The sequence below is a fragment of the Humibacillus xanthopallidus genome (genome assembly GCF_006716675.1).
In the GTDB taxonomy this organism is placed as follows: domain Bacteria; phylum Actinomycetota; class Actinomycetes; order Actinomycetales; family Dermatophilaceae; genus Humibacillus; species Humibacillus xanthopallidus_B.
On the sequence record NZ_VFPM01000004.1, the window covers coordinates 276,124 to 298,319 of the forward strand.

14 protein-coding genes are annotated in these 22,196 nt (G+C 70.4%); 7 read left to right on the plus strand and 7 right to left on the minus strand.

Annotated elements, in window-relative coordinates; translation table 11 throughout:
- Positions 1-102: 102 nt before the first annotated feature.
- Genes FBY41_RS20805 through FBY41_RS20815 form a run of 3 tightly spaced genes read left to right on the plus strand, consistent with a single transcriptional unit; the run spans position 103 to position 8,699 of the window.
- Positions 103-7,785 (plus strand): Ig-like domain-containing protein, encoded by a 7,683-nt coding sequence (locus tag FBY41_RS20805; protein WP_185749187.1) that lies wholly within the window; start codon positions 103-105, stop codon positions 7,783-7,785.
- Between the two features lie 30 nt (positions 7,786-7,815).
- Positions 7,816-8,022, plus strand: coding sequence for a hypothetical protein (locus FBY41_RS20810; RefSeq protein WP_141846774.1), 207 nt, complete (start codon positions 7,816-7,818; stop codon positions 8,020-8,022).
- 23 nt (positions 8,023-8,045) lie between these two features.
- Positions 8,046-8,699, plus strand: coding sequence for a hypothetical protein (locus FBY41_RS20815; protein ID WP_141846776.1), 654 nt, complete (start codon positions 8,046-8,048; stop codon positions 8,697-8,699).
- 116 nt (positions 8,700-8,815) lie between these two features.
- On the opposite strand, the gene FBY41_RS20820 is transcribed toward FBY41_RS20815, so the two are convergent.
- Genes FBY41_RS20820 through FBY41_RS20830 form a run of 3 tightly spaced genes read right to left on the minus strand, consistent with a single transcriptional unit; the run spans position 8,816 to position 11,890 of the window.
- Complete coding sequence (locus FBY41_RS20820; protein WP_141846778.1) at positions 8,816-9,664, minus strand: carbohydrate ABC transporter permease; 849 nt, start codon at positions 9,662-9,664, stop codon at positions 8,816-8,818.
- A gap of 1 nt (position 9,665) precedes the next feature.
- Positions 9,666-10,553: a carbohydrate ABC transporter permease gene (locus tag FBY41_RS20825; RefSeq protein ID WP_141847125.1), complete on the minus strand. Its 888-nt coding sequence runs from the start codon at positions 10,551-10,553 to the stop codon at positions 9,666-9,668.
- A gap of 35 nt (positions 10,554-10,588) precedes the next feature.
- Complete coding sequence (locus tag FBY41_RS20830) at positions 10,589-11,890, minus strand: extracellular solute-binding protein (RefSeq protein WP_141846780.1); 1,302 nt, start codon at positions 11,888-11,890, stop codon at positions 10,589-10,591.
- A 319-nt stretch (positions 11,891-12,209) separates the two neighbouring features.
- Between FBY41_RS20830 and FBY41_RS20835 the strand changes: the two genes are divergently transcribed.
- Together FBY41_RS20835 and FBY41_RS20840 are read left to right on the plus strand one after the other, a co-directional pair.
- Positions 12,210-14,696 carry a glycoside hydrolase family 3 N-terminal domain-containing protein gene (locus FBY41_RS20835; protein ID WP_141846782.1) on the plus strand — a complete coding sequence of 829 codons (2,487 nt, stop codon included), beginning with the start codon at positions 12,210-12,212 and terminating at the stop codon, positions 14,694-14,696.
- A 7-nt stretch (positions 14,697-14,703) separates the two neighbouring features.
- On the plus strand, positions 14,704-15,762 hold the full coding sequence (locus tag FBY41_RS20840; RefSeq protein WP_141846784.1) for a LacI family DNA-binding transcriptional regulator: 1,059 nt from the start codon (positions 14,704-14,706) through the stop codon (positions 15,760-15,762).
- Between the two features lie 16 nt (positions 15,763-15,778).
- Here the strand turns inward: FBY41_RS20840 and FBY41_RS20845 are convergent, their stop codons facing one another.
- Together FBY41_RS20845 and FBY41_RS20850 are read right to left on the minus strand one after the other, a co-directional pair.
- Positions 15,779-16,432: a response regulator gene (locus FBY41_RS20845; RefSeq protein WP_141846786.1), complete on the minus strand. Its 654-nt coding sequence runs from the start codon at positions 16,430-16,432 to the stop codon at positions 15,779-15,781.
- The gene (locus FBY41_RS20850; protein WP_141846788.1) at positions 16,425-17,645 is read right to left on the minus strand and encodes a sensor histidine kinase; all 1,221 of its coding nucleotides are present in this window, start codon (positions 17,643-17,645) and stop codon (positions 16,425-16,427) included. The genes FBY41_RS20845 and FBY41_RS20850 overlap by 8 nt, the downstream gene beginning before the upstream one ends.
- Positions 17,646-17,748: 103 nt before the next feature.
- Here FBY41_RS20850 and FBY41_RS20855 point away from each other — a divergent pair, with 103 nt between their 5' ends.
- Both FBY41_RS20855 and FBY41_RS20860 read left to right on the plus strand, forming a co-directional pair.
- Positions 17,749-18,756 (plus strand): SMP-30/gluconolactonase/LRE family protein, encoded by a 1,008-nt coding sequence (locus tag FBY41_RS20855; protein WP_260439952.1) that lies wholly within the window; start codon positions 17,749-17,751, stop codon positions 18,754-18,756.
- A 5-nt stretch (positions 18,757-18,761) separates the two neighbouring features.
- A complete protein-coding gene (locus tag FBY41_RS20860) occupies positions 18,762-20,093 on the plus strand; it encodes an ankyrin repeat domain-containing protein (protein WP_260439953.1) in 1,332 nt (443 codons plus the stop codon).
- 16 nt (positions 20,094-20,109) lie between these two features.
- Here FBY41_RS20860 and FBY41_RS20865 read toward each other — a convergent pair whose 3' ends face one another.
- Both FBY41_RS20865 and FBY41_RS20870 read right to left on the minus strand, forming a co-directional pair.
- Positions 20,110-21,594 (minus strand): PH domain-containing protein, encoded by a 1,485-nt coding sequence (locus FBY41_RS20865; RefSeq protein ID WP_260439954.1) that lies wholly within the window; start codon positions 21,592-21,594, stop codon positions 20,110-20,112.
- On the minus strand, positions 21,591-22,121 hold the full coding sequence (locus FBY41_RS20870; protein ID WP_260439955.1) for a PH domain-containing protein: 531 nt from the start codon (positions 22,119-22,121) through the stop codon (positions 21,591-21,593). The genes FBY41_RS20865 and FBY41_RS20870 overlap by 4 nt, the downstream gene beginning before the upstream one ends.
- Between the last annotated feature and the right edge of the window lie 75 nt (positions 22,122-22,196).

Consider the following 22,196-nt stretch of genomic DNA (forward strand, 5'->3'; position numbering starts at 1 on the left):
GTCGGATTCTGCTCCTCCGCCGTCGGTCCCGCGCGTTGAGCGAAATGGGAAATTTCGTGCATTCGGATGCACGTCGACAGGGGAGCGAACATGTTCGGGATCATGGGAAGTCGCCGCCGCACTCTTGCGGGAGCGGTCGGATTCGGTCTGGTGGTCGGCCTGCTCACCCCGGTGACCGAGGGGATGCTGCCGCCGGACCGCCTGCCGGCAGCCCACGCCGCGGCCGCGGGCACCGTGCTCCTGCGGACCCCCACGACGCTCAACGGCAACGGAGCCGAGCTCAGCTGGGACAGCTACGTGGCGACCGGCACGGCGCCGTTCGTCGCCTACGAGATCCACCGCTCCGCGGCCGCCGGCTTCACTCCCTCGCCCGCGACCCTGCTGACGACCATCACCGACCGCAACACCACGAAGTGGACCGACACGACTGCCAAGGGCGGCGCGACCGTCAGGTACCGGTTGGTGGTGGGCGGCGTGCTCTCCGCAGAACTCCCCGTCACCCTCCCTGCGTCCGGCACGACGACGATGACGCTCCAGCCCGACGCCTCCAGAGGACAGGCCACGCAGATCGCGCACAACGCGTCGACCGAGGTGAGCTGCTCGGACAACCGCAACTACGGCGCTGCTCCGACGATGCGCGTGGGAACCACGGCCGACGGGTGGCAGCACCGCGGGTTGCTGCGATTCGACCTGCGGTCGATCCCCGCGACGGCCGACGTGACCTCGGCCACACTGACCCTCGCGTTTGCCGGCTCGAACAACCCTGACACCGCCGTCTCGGTGCACCGGCTGCGGCAGCCGTGGCAGGAGGGGACCGAGAATGCCACGTGCGGAGCCTCGGGTGCGACGTGGCTCGAGACGCAGCGCTCGGTGGGCTGGGCCTCGACGGGCGCCTCCTTCGACGCCACGGCGGACGCGTCCCTCGTCGCGAGGTCGCGCAGCGCTGCCGGCACCGACACCTTCACGGTGCTCGGTCTCGTGCGTGAGTGGGTCACCGGCGCCGCGCCCAACGACGGCGTCCTGGTCAAGGCGACGGACGACACGCCTGACGGCCTCACGAGCCCGTCCATCGACTACGGCTCGGACGACTCCACGACGACGGCTCGGCCACAGCTCGTCGTCACGTACAGCAACCCGCAGGCCGTGTCGCGGGGCCCGTGGGTCTCTGTCGCCGCTCCCGCCGCCTCTTCCGTGGTGACCGGCACCGTGCCCCTGCGGGCCGCGGGTGGTGACGACGGCCGCGTGGCCAAGATGGAGTTCCTCAGCGGCAACACCCTGCTGGGCTCCGCGACCGCCAGCCCGTGGACCTTCGCCTGGGACACCACGTCGGCGGCGGTCGCGTCCGGGTCCCAGGTGATCACCGTGCGCGCCACCGACGACTCGGGCAACCAGACAACGTCGCCCGGGGTCACGGTCACGGTCGACAAGACGGCCAAGCCGACGGTGACCCTGACCGGGCCCACCGCATCCACGGTGGTCGGCACGTCGGCCACGATGACGGCGAGCGCCACCGGCACCGGCCTGACCAAGGTCGAGTTCTATGCTGACGACCAGCTCGTCGGCACGGACACCGCGGCGCCCTGGTCGACGACGTGGAAGCCCGGGAGCATTGCGGACCCCGCCTACAACACGAGCCACCAGCTCAGCGCCCGGGTCTTCGACGGCAGTGGACGGAGCGCGACGTCCGGCACCACGACCGTGACGGTCTCTCGGGCAGCTGGCACGATCTACTCGGCGACCCTCGACCTCAACGAGCCGGGCAACAGCACGACGGCACTGGCGATCCCGCCGTCTTTCCTCGACAACAACCTGGCTCCCACGACCGACACCTACTCGGGCTCGACGACCACGACGACGAGCCTCAGCTCGACGCCCAAGGACAGCACGAACTCGTACGCCACCTACTCCGGGAGCGCTCTTCTGTCGTCGACCCAGCGGTCGACGACGAGCGGGCTCTCGACGAGCGGGCCCTCGGCGATCGACACGGACACGACGAACGTCAAACCGATCCGCGACCCTGCGAGCGTCGCGCGCGGCGCCCTGCAGGCCGACGTCACCGTGACCAACACGAGTTCCGTGGCCTGGAAGGGCGGTAGCAGCGGTCTGCAACTCTGGTACCGGTGGTACGTGCCGACCGAGGTGCCCAAGGGTGACGGGTCGGTGGGGGACGACGGCATCGTCCTCTTCGAGGGGCCGGCCAACACCTATTTCCCGAGCACCGTCCAACCCGGCCAGAGCAAGCCGATCCCCGTCCTCATCGAGCCGCCGGCGCTGCCGGTGGGCATCGACAAGGCGCGTGTGCGCCTGCGCGTCGACATCTATGACGTCAACTCCACAAGCGCGGACAAGTGGTTCGCGACGCGGGGCAACCCCCCGATCGACCAGCCCGTCGTCGTCGACAAGGACCTGGAGGGGCACCTGGGCCTCGAGCGCTTCTGGCAGTACGAGGGCACCGACACCGGTGCGGGTTCGCAGGCCCTGACCAACGTGAGCAACGGCAACACGCTGTGGCGGTGGAGCCCCTTCTCGGCGCCGGGCCGAGGTCTCGCCACGACCGTCGACCTGACCTACAACTCGCTCGAGGACCACTCGGAGTCGCCGGCCGGCAACAACGTGTCGCTGGCGGTCTCGGGGCTCACCCGGCTGGGCAACCCCCTCGACATCCACCCGAACCGTGCCGACACGATCTCGGGGCGCTCGAACAAGTACGTCACGTTCACCGACGGTGACGGCACGACTCACAAGTTCACCGGAACGACCCAGACGGACGGCACGACGACGTGGGCCGAGCCGGCCGGCGTCAACCTCTATCTGCAGGGGCCGAGCACCGACCCCACTCGGCGGTACTCCCTCACCCGCCCAGACAAGGTCACGTTCTACTTCGACACCGACGGCTACCCCACGTCGGTCGTCGACCGCAATGGCAACACCCTGACGTTCACGCTGGAGACGGTCCTCGCGGGGGAGGACCCGGGTGGGCCGAAGAGGCGCATCACGAAGGTCACCGACGCAGGGGGCCGCGCCTTCACCATCGCCTACTGGAGCAGGGCCGAGGTCAAGCGGGCGCACGTCCGCGGCAAGATCAAGAGCATCGCCGACCACACCGGCTCGCTGCTGCTCTTCGACTACTACGACGACGGCAACCTCCTGCGGCTGACCCAGGTCGGTGGAACGCAGGCGAACGGCGAGCGGCTCGACGACCGCACGTTCGTGTTCACGTACACGACCTCCAACGGCGCCGGCCCTGCGGTCACGACCTCCGCTGCCCGCGCCAAGCCGGACCCGCACACGCCGAACCAGTCGACGCGTCTCTACAGCGTCCGTGACCCGCGTGGCGCCGAGACAGTCTTCGCGTACTACGGTCCCGGCACCGGGCAGCTGCGCTGGAAGGCCAAGAGCCGGTGGAACCGGCTCGGCGACCCCACACAGGCCTGCACGAGCGCGGCGTTCTGCACGGCGTTCGGCTACGACATCACCAACCGGCGCACCACCGTCGACGCACCGTCGAGCCGCGACACCGAGTACGTCTACGACACCCTCGGTCGCGTCACCTCGCTGGTGGATGCTCTGGAGCAGACCACGTCGGTGACGTGGTCGACCGACAACAAGGTCAAGCGGCTGGTCGAGCCCGGCGGAGCCGTGCAGACCTGGGACTACAACGCCAACGGCTACCTCACCTCCTGGGTCAACCAGGTCGGCGCACAGACCACGCTGACCTACGAGAACCGCCCGCTCGGGCCCAAGGACACCGACGGTCACTGGAGCGTGCTCACGGGCCGCACCAAGCCCGAGGGCGGCACGTGGGTGTTCACCAACGACACCGCCGGCAACACGACCCGCACCGTGGACCCGGAGGGCTACGCGACGACGCTGACGTGGAACCTCGCGGGCTCCGCCGCCCCGGGCACGGTGGCCTCGACGACCGACGCCCGCAACCAGACGACGAGCTACACGTATGACGCGTCAGGCGCGCCCTCGAAGATCGCCGAGCCCGAGGGCATCACGACCGAGATGGGCTACGACGCCGACGGCCTGCTGCGCTGGGTGCAGGACGGCAACCTGTCGGCACAGGCGAATCCGACGGTCTCCGGCACCGCCACGGATCGCGTCGCGGCGGCCTTCCTCGACTACGACGCGTTCCACCGGCTCGGTCGGCAGTCCGCCCCGAAGTCGTTCGAGTACGAACGCGGCCGGCTGATCTGGTCGTCCGGGCAGTTCGACGCCAACGACAACGTCACGCGCAACATCGACCCGCACTACGGGGGTACCGCCGACGACGGCGAGGGCACGGTCGGCCAGACCGGCACGTTCGACGCCATGGACCAACCGCTCACCCAGGGCAACCAGCAGGGCGAGACCACGGCATACACCTGGGACGTCGCTGGTCGCATCTCCTCCATCACCCGCCCCAAGGGGTCGGCTACCACGGCCACGTCGCTCGACTACGCCTCGGAGTACGACTACGACGTGCTCGACCGGGTGACCCGGCAGACCGACCACGGCTCGGCCGCGACCGACACCCGCACGACGCTCCTGTGCTACGACACCCCGGGCGACCTCCGCTCGGTCACCTCGCCACGGGCGCAGAAGACGGCGGTGACCTGCCCGACCAGCGGCCCCGCGACTGCACCGTTCACCACGGCATACGCGTATGACGCCGCCCACCGGCTGCTGACGAAGACCGACCCGCTCGGGCACGCCCAGACCAAGACGTACGACCTCAACAACAACGTGACCGTCGTCGAGCAGCTCATCGACAAGGCTGCGTCAGCGACTCGCGTGCAGCGCACCACAACCGCCTACGACAAGCGCGACCTGCCCATCCGCTCGACGCAGCAGGTGACCGGCTCGCGCACCGCGGTGTCCAAGGTCGTCTATGACGGCAACGGCAACCGCACCCTCGTCGCCTCCCCCCGCGCGGTCGACCACGCCGACGGCGCCGCGATCACGAGCTCCTCGCCGTACGTCACGGCGTACAGCTACGACGGGGTCAACCGCCTGGTGCAGACGGTCAAGCCGTTCGCGCCTGGCGAGACGGAGCGGCAGTCGGAGTTCCGCGCCTACGACAAGAGCAACCACCTGCTCTGGAACTCCCTGCCGGTGACCTCGACCACCGCTTCGGCCGTGCAGGACACCGCCCGGACCGTCCGCACCTACTTCGGTCCGGGATGGATCCGCACGGCCAAGAGCCCCAACCAACCGCTGGTGACCTACGACTACGCCGCGCAGTCCTGGCAGACCAGGCGCACGCCCGAGGTCGCAGGGCAGCCGGGCACCCCGGACCTCGAGAAGGAGATGATCTGGCGGTACTTCGACGACGGCAAGCTCTCGGAGCGCGCCGACCGGGACGGGAACCCGACGACCTACTCCTATGACCGCAACAACAACCTCACCTACTCCCTCGACACCTCGGGCGTCGTGTCGGCGGGCGAGAACCCGGTCGAGACGAGCGCGAGCTGGGACGGCTTCGACGAGATCAGCCGGGTGTGGCACCGCAAGAAGGCGTCGGACACGACCCCGTGGACCTTCAACGACTACGCCTACGACGCGAACGGCAACGTCACGCGACGCCTGGAGAACGGTGAGCAGGACAGCGCCAAGCAGACCGTGACCAAGGCGCCGAAGGAGTACGAGCTCGCCTACGACGAGGCCGACTGGTTGAGCACCCAGGTCAACCGCCAGGAGACCAACACCGACCTGACCACCGCCAGCGCCTGCGACGGCGACGAGTACCTGACCAACACGTGGTACGACACCGGTTGGGAGGAGGCACGCACGCTGCGCCGTGCACAGAGTGGCTGCAGCGGCACGGCCTCGAGCTGGCCGGTCAAGCAGACGACGACGTGGGACCGCCTCGACAACGGCAAGGTCGACCTGCTCAAGACCGTCAATGCCTCCGGTGGTGTCATCACGAGCCACGACGTCGAGTACCTCGAGTCGGGCACGCTCGCCAACGGCACCGCCGGCGACCGCTACGTCGACGGCAACCGCACCAAGGACACCTTCGTCAACAAGCGCGCCGACGCGGGCACGACCTGCACCAGCGTGACCAACCCGTGCATCGCCACCTACACCTACGACGCCCGCCAGAAGCTCACGAGCAACCAGCGCCGTCAGGGCGTGACCGACACGTTCAAGCTCGACGAGCCGGCCAACCTCGTCGGCGACACGACCGTTCGTGGGGGCAACGTCACGACCAAGGCGGAAGCCGGCAAGCCGACCCTGACCCAGAAGTACCAGTCGAACCAGCTCAAGGAGCTGTCGTCCGGCGGCGGCTCGGTGTCCTACGTCTACGACAACTACGGCAACGTCGACTGCGTCGCCGTGGGCTCCGGTGTCAGCTCCTGCCCGACGGGCTCCGGGCTGGTCCAGGACTACGCCTACGACGACCTCAACCGGCTGGCGAGCCAGCGCACCTACACCGGCGCGACGGCCACCGACACCGCCACCTACGACTACGACGCCCTCGACCGGGTGAGCAAGCAGACCGAGACGCACTCGACCGCCGGCGACAACCGGTCGACGTCGTTCACCTATGAGGGGCTGACGACCAGGACGACGGAGGAGAAGCAGTCGGGGGGCACCGACCCCAAGACCAAGACGTTCTCCTACGACGCGTACGGCCACCGCATCTCGATGAGCTCGCAGGACAACGGGACGACGAAGACCGACAGCTTCTCCTACGCCTACGACGTCCACGGTTCCGTCTCGCAGCTCGTCGACGACACCGGTGGGGTCAAGGCGTCCTACGGTTACACGGCCTACGGCAGCGAGGACGACGGCCTGTCGTCGAAGCAGGACGCGACGACGGACACCGACACCAACCCGCTCAACCCCTACCAGTTCCAGGGTCGTCGCCTCGACTCCGGGGGCGCCACCGCCTCCTCGGCGAGCTCGAGCCTCGACATGGGCGCGCGCCGCTACGCAGCCGACACCGGTCGGTTCCTCCAGGAGGACATGTATGCCTCTGCCCTCGGCGACCTGGGCCTCGCCCTCGACCCGCTGAGCCAGAACCGATATGCCCTGGCCGGCGGCAACCCCATCTCGTTCGTGGAGGTCGACGGGCACCGGCTCATCGCCGACGGCGGTGGCGGTGGGTCGACGAGCCCGTCGCCGACGACCTCGACGACGTCCTCGTGCTGCACCTCGAGCGGCTCGTCGACGGACGGCGGGTCCTCGCCCAGCGTCAACCTGGCCCAGGAGTCGCTGGCATCGGCGTCGGACGTCGCTGCGGCCGAGTACCTCAAGCAGACCAGCTCCGGGTACACCTCGGCCAAGGCCAACTACGCGGCGATGGCGGAGCGCCGGGCAGCCTGGGCCGGGAGGATGACGGAGGGTGGACGGCTGACCGGCAGCAGGGCCGAGTTCTACCGCTACCTGGACGAAGCCCCCGAGTACAGCGCGAAGGCGTCCGCATCGGGGCAGACGGCCATGAGACTGTCGCGCCTGGCGAAGTTCAGCAAGGGAGCGATCCCCGTGGTCGGCTCGGTCGCCGCCTTTGGTCTGGACGTGGCGAACGGCGAGGACCCGGGTCGCGCGGGAGCGAAAGCGGTCGGCGGCCTGGTGGGAGGCGCCTTGGCGGGCGCGGCGGCCGGGTCAGTCTTCGGTCCGGCCGGAACGATCATCGGCGGCGTCATCGGAGGCTTCCTCGGCTCCGGAGTCGGACAGTCGATCTTCGACAACGGCGTCTCGCTCGACTCCATCGGAGAGGGACTCAAGGAAGGCGGGGAGGAGCTCCTGTCAGCAGGCGAGGACGTTGTCGGCGCGCTCAACCCGTTCGACTGAGATCGACCGATATCGACCGATACTGACGTCATGCGTTTCGTCATGGAGTTCGTCGCCCAGCTCGTGGGCTGGGCACTGTTGGCCGTGAGCGCCGGGTCGTTGTATCTGCTCGCGACGACGGGCTCCGCCCCCGCCATCGGATCGGCGCCCCTCGCGGTGCTGGTCGTGATCGGATCTGCCGCCCTCATCTGGGCCACCCGCAAGAGCCTGTACAAGAAGAAGTACCGCGGATACTGAGACAACTGCGAAATGGAGGCTCAATGAGCAACAGTGCTCTGGGGGCGCTCGGGCTGGTCGTCGTCGTCCTGCTCGTGGCGGTACTCGTCCTCAACTGGCGGCGTCGTCCGGCGGAGTCGGTCATCACGACCGGCACGGCACGGGGAAGGACGGGGATGGCAGTCCACCCCTGGCGGGGCCACCCCCACATCATGGTGGCGGGGTGGCTGATGGTCGTCGGGGTCGCCGCCCTCGGGGTGATGGCCCTCGGCGAGTTTCCTTGGGCAGCAGGACTCCTCCTCCTCGGAGCAGCGCTCTTGGCCTACCTGGCGTGGGCTCGGACCACGGGGCGCGCGGGCGACGGCACCCTGACCCTCACCCCGGACGGCATCCATCAGCTGTATGCCGGGTCGGAGGTCTTCGTCCCGTGGGATGATGTGCGGGGCCTCGTCACCACCCCGACGGACTTCATTGTGGAGACCACACGACCGGTCGTCCCGGTCCACCACATGCTGCCGTTCATGGGGCGGCGTAGCGTCGTGACACCCGAAGCCATCGCGCTGCCCCGACGGCACCTACCGCCCCTGCCCTACCAGGAGATGGTCGAGCTGTACTCGACAAGTGCCGCGGCACGCGACGAGCTCGGCACCGACGAGGCGGTCCACCGAGCGCGTGACCTGCTCACCAGCGCTGCCTGAGCCCTCGGGGCGCGACCCATCGCGTCAGGCGAGCAATCGAAAGAGCAGTCCGTCGTCCCTTGTGAGGGGCTGTGGGCCCCGCGGGAGGCGACGGACTGCTCTTTCGATGGGGGCTGCTACTTGGAGAAGCCTGCTGTCAGGCCGCTGAGGAGCTGGCGGCGCCCGACGACGTAGAGCGCGAGGATCGGCAGCGCGCTCAGCAGCACCGCGGCGAGCACGGCAGGCACGTTGATGCCGTACTGACCCTGGAACGTCCAGAGTGCCAGGGGCAGCACGCGCAGGTCCGGGCTCTGCGTGAGCACGAGGGGGAGCAGGAAGCCGTTCCAGATGAGCAGCGCGTTGTAGATGGTGACCGTGACAAGCGCGGGACGGGTCAAGGGGAGAGCGAGCCGCCACAGCGTCTGCCACTCGCTCGCGCCGTCGAGGCGCATCGACTCGAACAGCTCGTTCGGTACGTCGCGGATGAAGTTGGACAGCACGAGGACCGACAGCGGGATCGCGAAGGCAATGGACGGCAGGATCAGCGCGAGCAGGGTGTCGTAGAGGTGCAGCCGGATGATGATGAGGTAGACGGGGATGATCGTCGCCTGCAGCGGGATCGCCAGCCCCATGAGGAAGACCGAGTTGGACGAACGGATGAAGCGGTTGGGCTTGCTCCGGATGATGGCGAAGGCGGCCATGAAGGAGACCGCCACCGCGGGGATGACGGCACCGATGGTGACGATGACGCTGTTGACGAAGTAGCGGACGATCCCTGCCTCGAAGACCAGCCGGTATGCGTCGAGCGTCGGCTCGGACGAGGGGACGAAGGGGTTCGTCACGAAGTACTCGGCCTGGCTCTTGATGCTCGTGATGACGATCCAGTAGATCGGCAGCATCACGATCAGGAGCCAGAAGGTACTGAAGATCCCGGCCGCCCAGTTGATGCTGCGGAACCGACCGCCGTGGACTGCGGCACTTGCCATGTCAGGCCCCCTCGAGCTGGCTGGAGGTCTCGTCGCCGCCGCCGATGCGCCGGAAGAGCAGCGCGAGCAGCAGGCCGACGACGACGAGGATGACGGCGATGCAGCTGGCCGGACCCATGAGGTTGCCCTGGAAGCCGGTCTTGTACATCTCGAGCGCCAGCACCCGGGTGGCATCGCCCGGGCCGCCGGCCGTGAGGACGTAGATGAGGTCGAAGAACGTCAGCGAGCCGACCACCATGAGGGTGGAGGACGTGATGATGGTGTTCTTCAGCTGCGGCAGCGTGATCGAGAAGAACTGCCGTATGCGTCCGGCGCCGTCGATCTGGGCCGCCTCGTACATCGAGGTGGGGATCTGGCGCACCGCACCCTGGTAGATCAGGGAGTGGAACGGGATGTACTGCCACGAGACGACGAAGACGACGACACCGAGGGCGAGGGTGGGCTCGCCGAGCCAGTCCTGGTTGAGGAAGGGCAACGCGAGCCCCGTGCCCAGGCCGAAGTTGGGGTCGAGCAGCGCCTTGAAGGTGATGGCGATCGCTGCCGAGCTGAGCAGCAGCGGGATGAAGTAGAGCACCGAGTAGAGGGCGCGGTACTTCTGGGCGCCCGCGAGGAAGACGCCGAGGAGGATGCTCATGGGCGTCTGGAAGAGCCAGGACAGCACCATCACCTGGAAGGTGACCCACATGGCGTGAGGCAGGCCCGGGTTGGTGAGGGTGGCGCGCCAGCTGTCGAGGCCGGAGGGGATGACCTCGCCGATGCCGTCCCACGTCGTGAAGCTGAGGGCGAGCACGCCGATGAGCGGGATCACCCCGAAGGCGATGAAGAAGACCAGCGCCGGGACCGCCAGCCACGCCAGCGATCGACCATGGACGTTCGTGGCGGATCCGATTGGCGCTGTCTTGACGGACCCGACGCTGGCGAGGGTCACGAGTTCGTGACCGCGTTCATGTTGGTCGCGAACTGCTCCGGCGTGATGCTGAGCTGGAAGAGCTTCGCGATGTTGTCGAGGAGCGTCTCGGCGGCGGTGGGCTGCAGGGCCTGGTCCCACGACTGCGCGAAGGTCTTCGCGCCGCTCGCCACGCCGTAGACGAACTTCAGCCAGTCGGCGTCCTCGGAGCCGGCGATCTTGGCGTCCGCGCCGTTGACGATCGGAATCGAGCCGGTGTCGATCCAGGCCTTGACCTCGGTGTCGTCGAGGACACCGGTCTTGAAGAACTTCTTGGCGACCTCCTTCTCGGCGTCGGTGGCCTTCGAGGAGATCGAGAGGTACTGGCCGGGGTTGCCGACGGTGTTGGACGGGTCGCCCTTGCCACCCGTGACGGTCGGGAAGTTCATGTAGCCGAGGTGACCGCCCTTGACGAAGTCGCCACCGTCGCTCTTCATGCTGCCGTAGGTCCAGGTGCCGTGAAGCATCATGGCGGCCTTGCCGGTGTAGAGCAGAGCCTGGTCGGCGTTGGAGTCGGCCGTGATCGAGGAGAAGCCCTTGATGAAGCCATCGGCCTTGACGAGGTCCTGGACCTTCGTCAGCGCGGTGATGGCGTCAGGGTTGGACCATGCATCCTTCTGGCCCTCGAAGGCGGCTTGGAAGACCTCCGGTCCACCGATCCGGTCGAAGAGGAACTCGAGCCACATCATGTTGGTCCAGCGCGACTGGCCGCCGAGGGAGATGGGGGCGATGCCGGCCGAGTTGAACTTCGGCACGAGCGCCATGAGCTCGTCCCACGACTGCGGTGGCTGGGCACCGACCTTGTCGAAGACGGTCTTGTTGTAGAAGAGGACGATCGGCTGGACCGTCTCGCACGGCATGGCGTAGATCTTGCCGCCGACCGTGGCCGCTCCGAAGGAGGCGGGGAAGAGCTTCTTCTTCACGTCGGAGTTCTCGTCGAACCACGATGTGAGGTCGTCGACCTGGCTCGCGTCGACGTAGGACTTGAGACCTCCGCCGCCCCAGCCCCAGATGATGGTGGGCGCCTGGCCGGCGCCGATCGCCGTCTTGATCTTCGTCTTGTAGGCGTCGTTCTGGAACGCGGTCTGGGCGATCTGGGTGCTGGGGTTCGCGGCGTTGAAGCGGTCGACGGCGCCCTTGCGGATGCCTTCACCGGGCTGGCCCGTGAGGTACCAGTAGGAGGCTCCGCCGCCGGCGCCTGCTGCGCTGCCGGAGGCGGTCGAGCTGCTGGGGCCGGAGCTGCCGCAGGCGGCGAGGGCGGCCACCACGGGGACGCTCATCACGAGCCCGAGGACGGTTCGACGAGAGGGGGTTCTGGGATCCACGTTGATCTCCACATGTGTCGTGGCCGCGGGACGGCCGATTCCTTGTGTCACCTGGCCCGAGATCTCCCGGCGAGGCGAGAAACACGGTCTTTCGCAACAACTTGGTGTGTGCGACGATACTTTTCGTAAGTTTTGGGTGTCAAGGGTTGTGACCAGACCGTGTCCGGGCTCACCAAGCGGGTTTTTGTGCTCAAACGGGCACGCAATCCCGCGAAGACCACTCAGAGACGTGTCGAAAACTTTCGATACCACTGTCCTAGCAAAGGAGCTCACCATGGTCGAGACGCGCCCTCTCGAGGACGACGCCGCCCGCCCCATCCTCGTCCCGAACGAGGTCTGGCGCGACCCGGAGCGCAGTCCTGACGAGCGCGTCGACGACCTGCTCGCCCGGCTCACCCTCGCCGAGAAGGTCGGTCAGCTCGGCAGTCGCTGGGCGCTCAACGACATGACGGCCGACGCCGACACCGCCGCCGCCGCCGCCCCCGACGCCCCCGCCGGGCCGGGCTCCGACGCCGGTGACGCGCTCGACCCCGACGAGGTGCTCAACGTCGCGCCCATGCAGGACGTCTTCGCCGCCTCCGGCACCATCGCGCTCGAGGACGCCGCAGCCCACGGGCTCGGTCACCTCACCCGCGTCTACGGCAGCGTCCCGATCACGCCTGCCGGCGGCGCCGCCGAGGTCATGAAGCAGCAGCGGGTCGTCACCAACGCCTCCCGCCTCGGCATTCCGGCGATCGTCCACGAGGAGTGCCTCACCGGCTTCACCGCCTTCGGTGCGACCGTCTACCCGGCCGCCATCGCCTGGGGAGCCACCTTCGACCCCGACCTCGTCGAGCGGATGGCGGCCGCCATCGGCCGCGACATGGCGGCGCTCGGGATCCACCAGGGTCTCTCGCCCGTGCTCGACGTCGTGCGGGACTACCGGTGGGGCCGGGTGGAGGAGACCATGGGCGAGGACCCCTACCTCGTGTCGATGCTGGGCACGGCATACGTGCGGGGCCTGCAGGGTGCGGGCGTCATCGCCACCCTCAAGCACTTCGCGGGCTACTCGGCATCGCGCGCTGCACGCAACCACGGCCCTGTCCCGATGGGTCGCCGCGAGCTCATCGACATCATGCTGCCGCCCTTCGAGATGGCGGTCCGCCTGGGCCGGGTCGGGGCGGTGATGAACTCCTACTCCGACATCGACGGCGTGCCCGCCGGGGCGGACCCGTGGCTGCTCACCGAGATCCTGCGCGACACCTGGGGTTTCGAGGGCACGGTCGTCTCCGACTACTGGGCGGTGCCCTTCCTCACCTCGATGCACGGGGTCGCCGCCGACATGGACGACGCGGGCGTGCTCGCGCTGGAGGCGGGCATCGACGTCGAGCTGCCCGACACCCTCGGCTTCAGCCAGCACCTCGTCGACCGCGTCGCGAGCGGTGAGCTGGAGGAGGCGGTCGTGGACCGCGCGGCCCGCCGCGTGCTCCGGCAGAAGATCGAGCTCGGTCTGCTCGACCCGGACTGGACTCCCGAGGGGTCGGTGACCCGGGCGGAGCAGGTGCACCTCGACTCCGCGGAGAACCGCGCCCTCGCTCGCGAGATGGCCGAGCGCAGTGTGGTCCTGCTCGACGCCGGCACCGCCCTGCCGCTCATGGGGGAGGGTCGGCCCGCACCCGCGACGGTGGCGGTCGTCGGCCCCGCGGCGAGCGATCCCCGCACCTTCATGGGGTGCTACGCCTTCCCCAACCACGTCCTCCCGCGCTACCCCTCGCGCGGTCTCGGCATCGAGGTGCCCAGCCTCGCCGACGCGCTGGCTGCCGAGCTGCCCGACGCGCGGCTCGTGCACGCCCGGGGTTGCGACACACGGGGCGATGACCGTTCGGGCTTCGCCGAGGCGGTCGAGGCCGCCCGGCAGGCGGACGTCTGCGTCGTCGCCGTCGGCGACCTCGCCGGACTCTTCGGCCACGGCACCTCGGGCGAGGGTTGCGATGCCGCTGACCTCACGCTGCCCGGCGTGCAGGGCGACCTCGTCGCCGAGCTGCTGGCCACCGGCACCCCCGTCGTCGTCGTCGTGGTCTCCGGGCGGCCGTATGCGCTCGGCGAGATCGCGGGCCGCGCCGCCGGTCTCGTGCAAGCCTTCATGCCGGGCGAGGAGGGCGGGTCGGCGATCGCCGGGGTGCTCTCGGGACGCGTCCAGCCGTCCGGGCACCTGCCTGTTCAGATCCCGCGCCACCCCGGCGCCCAGCCCAGCACCTACCTCCAGCCGCGACTCGGCGTGGGCAACGACGGCATCACGACGCTCGATGTCACGCCGCTCTTCCCCTTCGGATTCGGTTCGTCCTACACGCAGTTCGCGATCGACGGCCTGGAGCTGAGCGCGACCGAGATCGCGACGGACGGGGAGGTCACCGTCTCCGCGCGGGTGACGAACACCGGTGACCGCGCCGGTGACGAGGTCGTGCAGCTCTACCTGCGCGACGTCGTGGCGCAGGTGACGAGGCCCGTCCTCCAGCTGGTCGGTTTCGCGCGCGTATCGCTCGAGCCCCTAGAGTCTCGCCGTGTGAGCTTCACCGTGCACGCCGACCGGACGGCATACACCGGCCGTGACCTGCACCGCATCGTCGAGCCCGGCGACGTCCACGTCCTGGTCGGCGCCTCCGCAGGCCACCTGCCGTGCCGAGCCGTCCTGCGCCTCACCGGCGAGACCCGCGTCGTCGGCGTGGACCGGGTCCTCGACACACCCGTGCACGTCGGCCCCGCAGAGCGCGTCAGCGGATAGGTCTGTCATGGCTGGTTCGAGCGCGCGCACACGCCCCCGCACCACCCTGGCCGAGGTGGCGTCCTCGGCCGGGGTGTCGGTGGCGACGGTGTCGAAGGTCGTCAACGGACGCACCGACGTGGCACCCGAGACGCGTGAGCGCGTGCAGGACCTGCTCGACCGCATCGGCTACCGCCCCCGGGGGGCGGCTGCCCGGCGCCGCGACGTGCGACCCGCCATCGAGCTCGCGTTCGAGGGCGACCTGCACGCCTACTCCGCCGAGATCGTCCAGGGGGTCGTCGACGCCGCTGCGCCCACGGGCACCCACGTCATCGTGACGCGCCGACCCACCGGGGCGCCGCCGGTCGAGGGCTCGCCGGATGACTGGGCCCGCGACCTCGCCGACTCGGGGGTCCGGGCGCTCATCGCCGTCACGAGCATCATGTCGGACGAGCAGCTCGCCGCCCTCTCACGGGCGGGCGTGCACCTCGTCGTCATCGACCCTCTCGAGCTGCCGAACGCCGACGTCACGAGCGTCGGGTCGACGAACTTCGTCGGCGGGCTCTCCGCCGCCCAGCACCTGCTCGACCTCGGGCACCGGCGCATCGCCTTCCTCGGCGGCCACCTCGGTGCGGCGTGCAACCAGGCGCGGATGGGCGGCTTCCGTGCCGCGCTCGAGCGGGCGGGCGTCACCGTGCCTGCCGAGTACATCCGCTCCGGTCACTTCATGTATGCCGACGGCGTCGAGGGTGGGGCGGCCCTCCTCGATCTTCCGGTGCCTCCGACGGCGATCTTCGCGGCGTCCGACGAGATCGCCGTGGGTGTCATGGAGGCGGCCCGCGCGCGTGGACTGCGAGTGCCGGAGGACCTCAGCGTCGTCGGTTTCGACGACACCCAGCTCGCCCGCATGTCGTCGCCACCCCTCACCACGGTCCGCCAGCCACTCACCGAGATGGGCGGTGTCGCCGTGCGAACGGCCTTGCGGCTCATCGACGGCGAGTCGATCGACTCCCACCACGTCGAGCTCGCGACCGAGCTCGTGCTCCGCGAGTCGGCGGCCAGGCCCGCCGACCGCCCGTCCGGCTGACCGGCTGTCCCGCGCTTCAGCCGCCCGAGCGGATGATCCGGCGCTCGATCGCTGCGGCCACGGCTCCGGCCCGCGTGTCGACGCCGAGCTTGGCGTAGACGTGCGACAGGTGGGACTTCACCGTCGCCTCCGACACGAAGAGCTCGCGTGCCATCTCGCGGTTGCCCAACCCCCGGGCGAGCAGCTCGAGCACCTCCACCTCGCGCTCCGTCACGACCGGGCCCGGTGAGGATGCGCGGCGCACGAGCCGGGCGGCGACGGAGGCGGCGAGCACCGTCTCGCCGCGGGCGGTCGCCCGGATGCCGGCGAAGAGCTGCTCCGGCGGGGCATCCTTGAGCAGGTAGCCGACCGCGCCCGCTTCGAGGGCGCGCAGGATGTCGGCCTCGGTGTCGTACGTCGTGAGGACGAGGACGTGCGGCGGGTCTGGCAGGGCCAGCAGGCGTGCGGTGGTCTCCGCGCCCCCGGGCCCGTCCCCGAGGCTGAGGTCCATGAGCACGACGTGCGGGTGCTCGGCTCGCACGACCCGCTCGGCGGTGTCGAGGTCGCCCGCCTCGCCGACGACGGCGAGGTCGTCCTGACCACCCAGGAGGGCCCGCAACCCCGCCCGCACGACGGGATGGTCGTCGACGAGGACGACTCTCACGGGCTGCCCGGTTGGTGTGTCAGTCATGTCGCCGGACGTCCGTCGCCGGCTGCCGGTCGCCGGCAGCCACGAGGGGGAAGCGGACAGACACCGTCGTGCCCTCCCCGGCGCGGCTCTCCACGTCCGCGCGCCCGCCGAGGTCCGCCGCCCGGTGCCGTATGCCGTCGAGGCCCCGCCCCCGGTCGCCGTCTGCTGCCGCTCGGGCGGGGTCGAACCCGCGCCCGTCGTCGCGCACGTCGAGCAGCACCTCGTCCGGGTGGTAGGTGAGGCTGACGACGACCCGGCTCGCACCGGAGTGCTCGACGACGTTGGCGAGAGCGCCACGAGTCGAGCGCACGAGGGCGCCGGCCACCGTCGACGGCACGGCGACCGGGTCGCCGTGCACCCGCACCCGCACGTCCACGTCGTGCGCGGAACGCTCGGCGATGCGGCGCAGGGCCTCGGGCAGCGCCTCGGGGGAGGCACCTCCCGCGGCGTCGTCGAGCCCCGCGGGTGCGAGGTCACGCACGACGCGACGGACCTCGTCGAGCCCCTCTCGCGCCGTGACGCCCGCGGCGGCGACGTGTTCCCTGGCGCTGGCCGGCCTGCTCTCCCAGTCCTGCTCGGCAGCGTTGAGCAGCAAATTGATGCTCGACAGTCCCTGCCCGACCGAGTCGTGGATCTCGCGGGACAGACGGGTCCGCTCTGCCAGTGCTCCCGAGCGTCGTTGTGCCGCAGCGAGATCCGCTTGGGCGTCCGTCAGCTCCTCGAGGAGCGTCTGGCGCGTACGGGCTTCACGTTCGAGGGCGCGGTAGGACAGGACGGTCACGAGGGCGATGCCCACCGGACCGACGAAGACCGTCGGATCGAGGTCGGCGGTGATGCGACTCCACGCCACGCTGACGACTGCGGTCATGACGACGACGACGCTCACCGCATACGGGAACGGGAGCACCTGGAGGACGGCGAAGGCCACAGGCACCGCCGTCCAGGCGAAGGAGGGTGCGACGAGGGTCAGCGCGACCCAGAGCACGACGACGACGGCGACCCACACGACGGGCCACGGTGGCCGGTCGGCGACGAGCCGCCTCGTGAGGTAGGCGGCGCCGAGCACCACGGCGCCGGTGAGCACGAGCAGCCCTGCGGTGTCGAGGTCGTGGCGCAGGAGGTAGCGCACCGAGCAGGTGAGCAGGAGCACGAGGAGGACGGCGTCGAGCCATCGGTCGAGTCGCGCCACGGGCGCGAGGATGCCCTCCTCCATGACGGCAGCCTAGGCAGGCGACGGGGCGGTGGGCATCATCCGATCGGCTACTCCGGTGTGGCCGGTCGCCCGACGCGGCGGGTGGGCTCGAGCAGCGACGCTGGTGGGAACCGCACCGACCAGCCCCGACCTCACCCCCGGAGACCCCACCATGAAGCGCAGCCTCGCCGCCGTCCTCGCCCTCGCCGTCGCACCCCTGCTCGCGGCCTCACCCGCGCAGGCCGACCCGTCCGGCCCCGGCCGACCGGGCACCTACCTGCTGTCCGGCGACGCCGGCGGCTCGAAGTTCGAGGGGATCGGCGCCGACGAGCGCCGCGGACTCTTCTACGTCAGCGAGGTGACAGGTGGCGAGATCCACCGCGGGTCGGCCGGTGCCACGGAGGCCGAGCAGTGGCTCGCGGGCGACGGGACCGACGGGCGCTACACCGCTCGCGGCATCACGACGGACGCCGCCGGGCGGGTCTATGTCGCCGGCGGACCGAACGGGATCGGCACCGGCCGCCCCGACCTCTGGGTCTACGCGCCGGACGGGCGCCTGCTGGCCGCCCTGCGGGCCCCGGGCGACAACGTCTTCCTCAACGACGTCGCCATCGGGCCGGACGGCGCCGCCTACTTCACCAACTCGAACTCACCCCAGGTCTTCCGCGTGGCTCTCGACGGCGCCGAGTGGGACGTCGCGCGGTGGGCGGACGCGACCGGGACCATCGAGCAGCGAGCCGGCTTCAACCTCGGGGGCGTCGTCGTCAGCGCCGACCGCTCCGCGCTCGTCGTCGCCCAGGGGAACGCCGGCATCCTGTGGCGCTTCGACCTCGCGAGCGGCTCCGCGACCCGCGTGGAGACGGGCGGGGCGGCACTGACCGACGCCGACGGTCTCGTGCGGCGGGGCGCGCGCCTGACCGTCGTGCGCAACGTCGCCCGGGTGCTCGCGACGCTCGAGCTCACGGCCGACGGCCGCGCTGCGCGGCTCGTGTCCGAGGTCGCCACCGACCCGACGCGCGTGCTGACGACGGCCAAGGTGCTCCGCGGTCGGACGCTCTTCGTCGACAGCAAGTTCGACGAGCCGGTCGCCTCCGGCCCGTACGAGGTCGTCACCGACCCGCTGGCACGATGAGGACCATGCGACGGGGCAGCGGGAGGAGCTCCACGGTCGTGGCGGCCGCTGGGCTCGCCGTGGCGACCGTCCTCGCCGCCTGCACCTCGATCGGCCCCGCCACCAGGGTGACCCCTCCGGCCACCCCTGCCACGACGTCGGGTGTGACGACGGGGCCACTCGACGAGAAGACGGCGGGGAGGGTGAGCTCGACGGTGGAGACGACGAAGCCGGCGAAGCCGACGGCGGCCGAGCAGGCCCGGCTGGACGCCGCCCTGCGGGACGCGGCGTGGAAGGACGACCTGGCGCGCGCGCGGGCTCTGGTGGCCCGCGGCGCGAACGTCAACGCCAAGGACGACACCCAGCAGTCGGCATACCTCGTCGCGACGAGCGAGGGCCGGCTCGACCTGCTCCGGCTGGCGCTCGCCCACGGCGCCCGCGTCGACGACAAGGACAGCTGGAACGGCACCGGGCTCATCCGGGCGGCCGAGCGTGGTCACTCCCTCATCGTGGGGGAGCTGCTCCGGGCGGGCATCGACCGCGACCACGTCAACCGGATCGGCTACCAGGCGATCCACGAGGCGGTCTGGCTCGGCCGCGATTCGACGACCTACGTCGACACCGTCCGCGTCCTCGTCGCGGGTGGTGTGGAGCTCACCCGCACGTCTCGCGACGAGGGCCTCACCCCACTGCAGATGGCCCGCGAGCGCGGCCATGACCGACTCGAAGGAGTTCTCGTGAAGGCAACGACGTCCAGACCCCCGGCCGACCCCGACGCCGCGCTGCTCGCCGCGGCGGCGCGGGGTGACGCCGATGCCGTGGCGGGTGCGCTGCGGGCCGGCGCCGACCTCGAGGCCCGTGACGACCGCAGGCGCACGGCACTGCTCCTCGCTGTCGCCGGCGACCACGTCGACGCTGCACGGGTGCTCGTCGCGATGGGCGCCGACCCCGACGCGCTCGACGACCGGCACGACACCCCCTGGCTCGTCACCGGGGTCACCGGCAGCGTGGCGATGCTCGAGGCGCTCCTCCCGGCCGGGCCGGACCTCACGATCCGCAACCGCTACGGCGGCATCTCGGTCATCCCGGCCAGCGAGCGCGGACACGTCGGCTACGTGCGGCGGGTCGTGGGCACCGGCATCGACGTCAACCACGTCAACGACCTGGGGTGGACCGCCCTGCTCGAGGCGGTCATCCTCGGCGACGGTGGGCCGGCCCACGAGGAGATCGTCCGCATCCTCCTGGCGGCAGGTGCCGACCGGACCATTGCCGACAAGGACGGAGTGACCGCCCTCCAGCACGCCCGCGCCAAGGGCTACACCTCGATCGCGCGACTCCTCGAGGCACGGGCGTCGTGACTGGATGCCTTGTCGCTCAACGGAACTGGCCGGCGAGCTCCGGGCTGACCTCGGCGAGCACGGCGTAGGCCTCCTCGATCGGCACGTCGACGACGTCATAGTGCTGGCGACCGGCTGCGGTCGTCGCGACGAGCGTCGCGATGGCGGCGCGCCGCTGGAAGAACGACTGCTCGACCTTCCACCCGATGATGCCGTCGCGGTCCAGCACGACACGTTGCCGGTCGAGCGAGCCGTGTCTCGTCACGAGATGCCTTGGGGTCACGACGTGCCCGAGGGAGCGGTAACGGTCGATGCCCAGGGCGACCGACGTCACGAGGAGCGCCGGCGCGATGCCGAGCAGCGCTGCGCTCCAGCCCCACACCGTCCGGGCGACGACGAGGAGCGCGAGGACGACGAGCACCGGCACGACGGCGCGGGTGACACGTCGGCGTCGTGCCGCCGGACCGTGGGCCCGGAGCTCGCCCGAGACGGCGGCGTCGTCGGGTGTGATCTCACGGGACAGGGCGGTGACCGCCGCGGCCGGAGCCGGCGGGCAGAGCCAGTCGGACCCGCCCTGCTCCTTGAGGAGCCCGGTGGTGACGACCTTGAGGCGCCGGGCACCGGCGAGGCGCAACCCGAGCGGCTCGTCGATCTGGATGCCGCGGATGCGAGCCGGGTCGATGCTCGTCTCGCGGGTCGTCAGCAGGCCCCGGCGGGTGTGCAGGCTGCCGAGCCGGTTGCGCGTCAGCCGGAAGCCCCAGAACGTCAGCACGTAGGCGGACACCGCCAGGCTGCAGATGAGGACGAGGACGAGGACGGCGTCGACCCACCAGTCGAGGTCGCGCACCCACCGGGCCCGCTCGACGATGAGCTCGCTCGTGTCGCCGAGCCGGCTGAAGCCCTGGGTGAGGAAGCCGAGTCCCGCCGCGGCAGTGGCGAGCCCGGTGGTCGTGAGCGGCGCGTAGCGGATCCAGGACGGGTCCAGCCGCAGCAGCACCTCCTCGTCGCTGGCCGGCGCGGTCTCGACGCCGGACGCGAGCTCGTCGAGGTCGATGGGCGTCCCGGTCGGCGCGGGCATGGACGTGACCTCGGGGTCGGCCCGGTGCAGCAGCTCGGCGCGAAGGCGACGTCCCTCGTCGAGCAGGAGCGAGTCGAGCACGAGGCGGTCGCGCTGACCGCCACCGGTCGAGATCTCGACCTTCGCGAGGCCGAGGATGCGGTGGTGCAGCCTGGCAGTGAGGTCCACGGTGCGCACCTTGTCGAGCCGGGCCGTCGTCGTCTGCTTGTTGAGCAGCCCTCGCTGCAGCTCGATCTGGCCGTCGATGATCCGGTAGCGCGTCGTCACCCAGCGCAGCACCCCCCAGGCGACGATGACGGGCAGGGCGATGAGCTCCCAGCGCGCGTCGTTGTCGGACCCCGAGCGGGCGATGAGGACGACGAGCACGGCGGGTAGCAGCCGCACGAGGGTCTCGATGGGGTGGACGAGCAGCATCCTCGCGTTGAGGCGGCGCCACTCGCTCACGTGGCGTCACCCCGCTCGCGCACCGCCGACGTCGTCAGCGCCTCGACGAGCTCACGGGCCACCGGCAGGTCGAGGCCGTGGATGGTGAGGGGGCCGGCGGCAGACGCCGTCGTCACCGTGACCGAGGCGAGCGTGAAGAGCTGCGAGACCGGACCACGCTCGAGGTCGATCGTCTGAACGCGGCTGAGCGGGGCGATCCGTCGCTCCTGCCGTAGCCATCCCGACTGGGTGTAGATGGCGTGCTCGGTCGCCTCCCAGCGGTGCACCCGGAATCGCCAGCGCGGCATGACGACGACGTACGCGATGGAGAGCACGAGCCAGACGGCGCCGACGATCCAGTGGGCGGAGCGCGAGGGCCGGTCGTCGACGAACCACCAGATGACCTGCCCGCCGAGCAGCACCAGCACCACGGTGAGCGCCTCGACGGTCCACATCCCGATGGCACGGGTCGACACCCGGTGGGCGGGCTCTCGCATGGGCCGCCGGGCCGGCGGCGTCGGAGGGGGCTGCTCGTCGCGCACGTCCACGACCCCACGGTGCCACAGCGCCGCCGAGTGCCGACAACCGACCAAGGTATGCGGCCGCCGCTCCCTTCGCCCGCC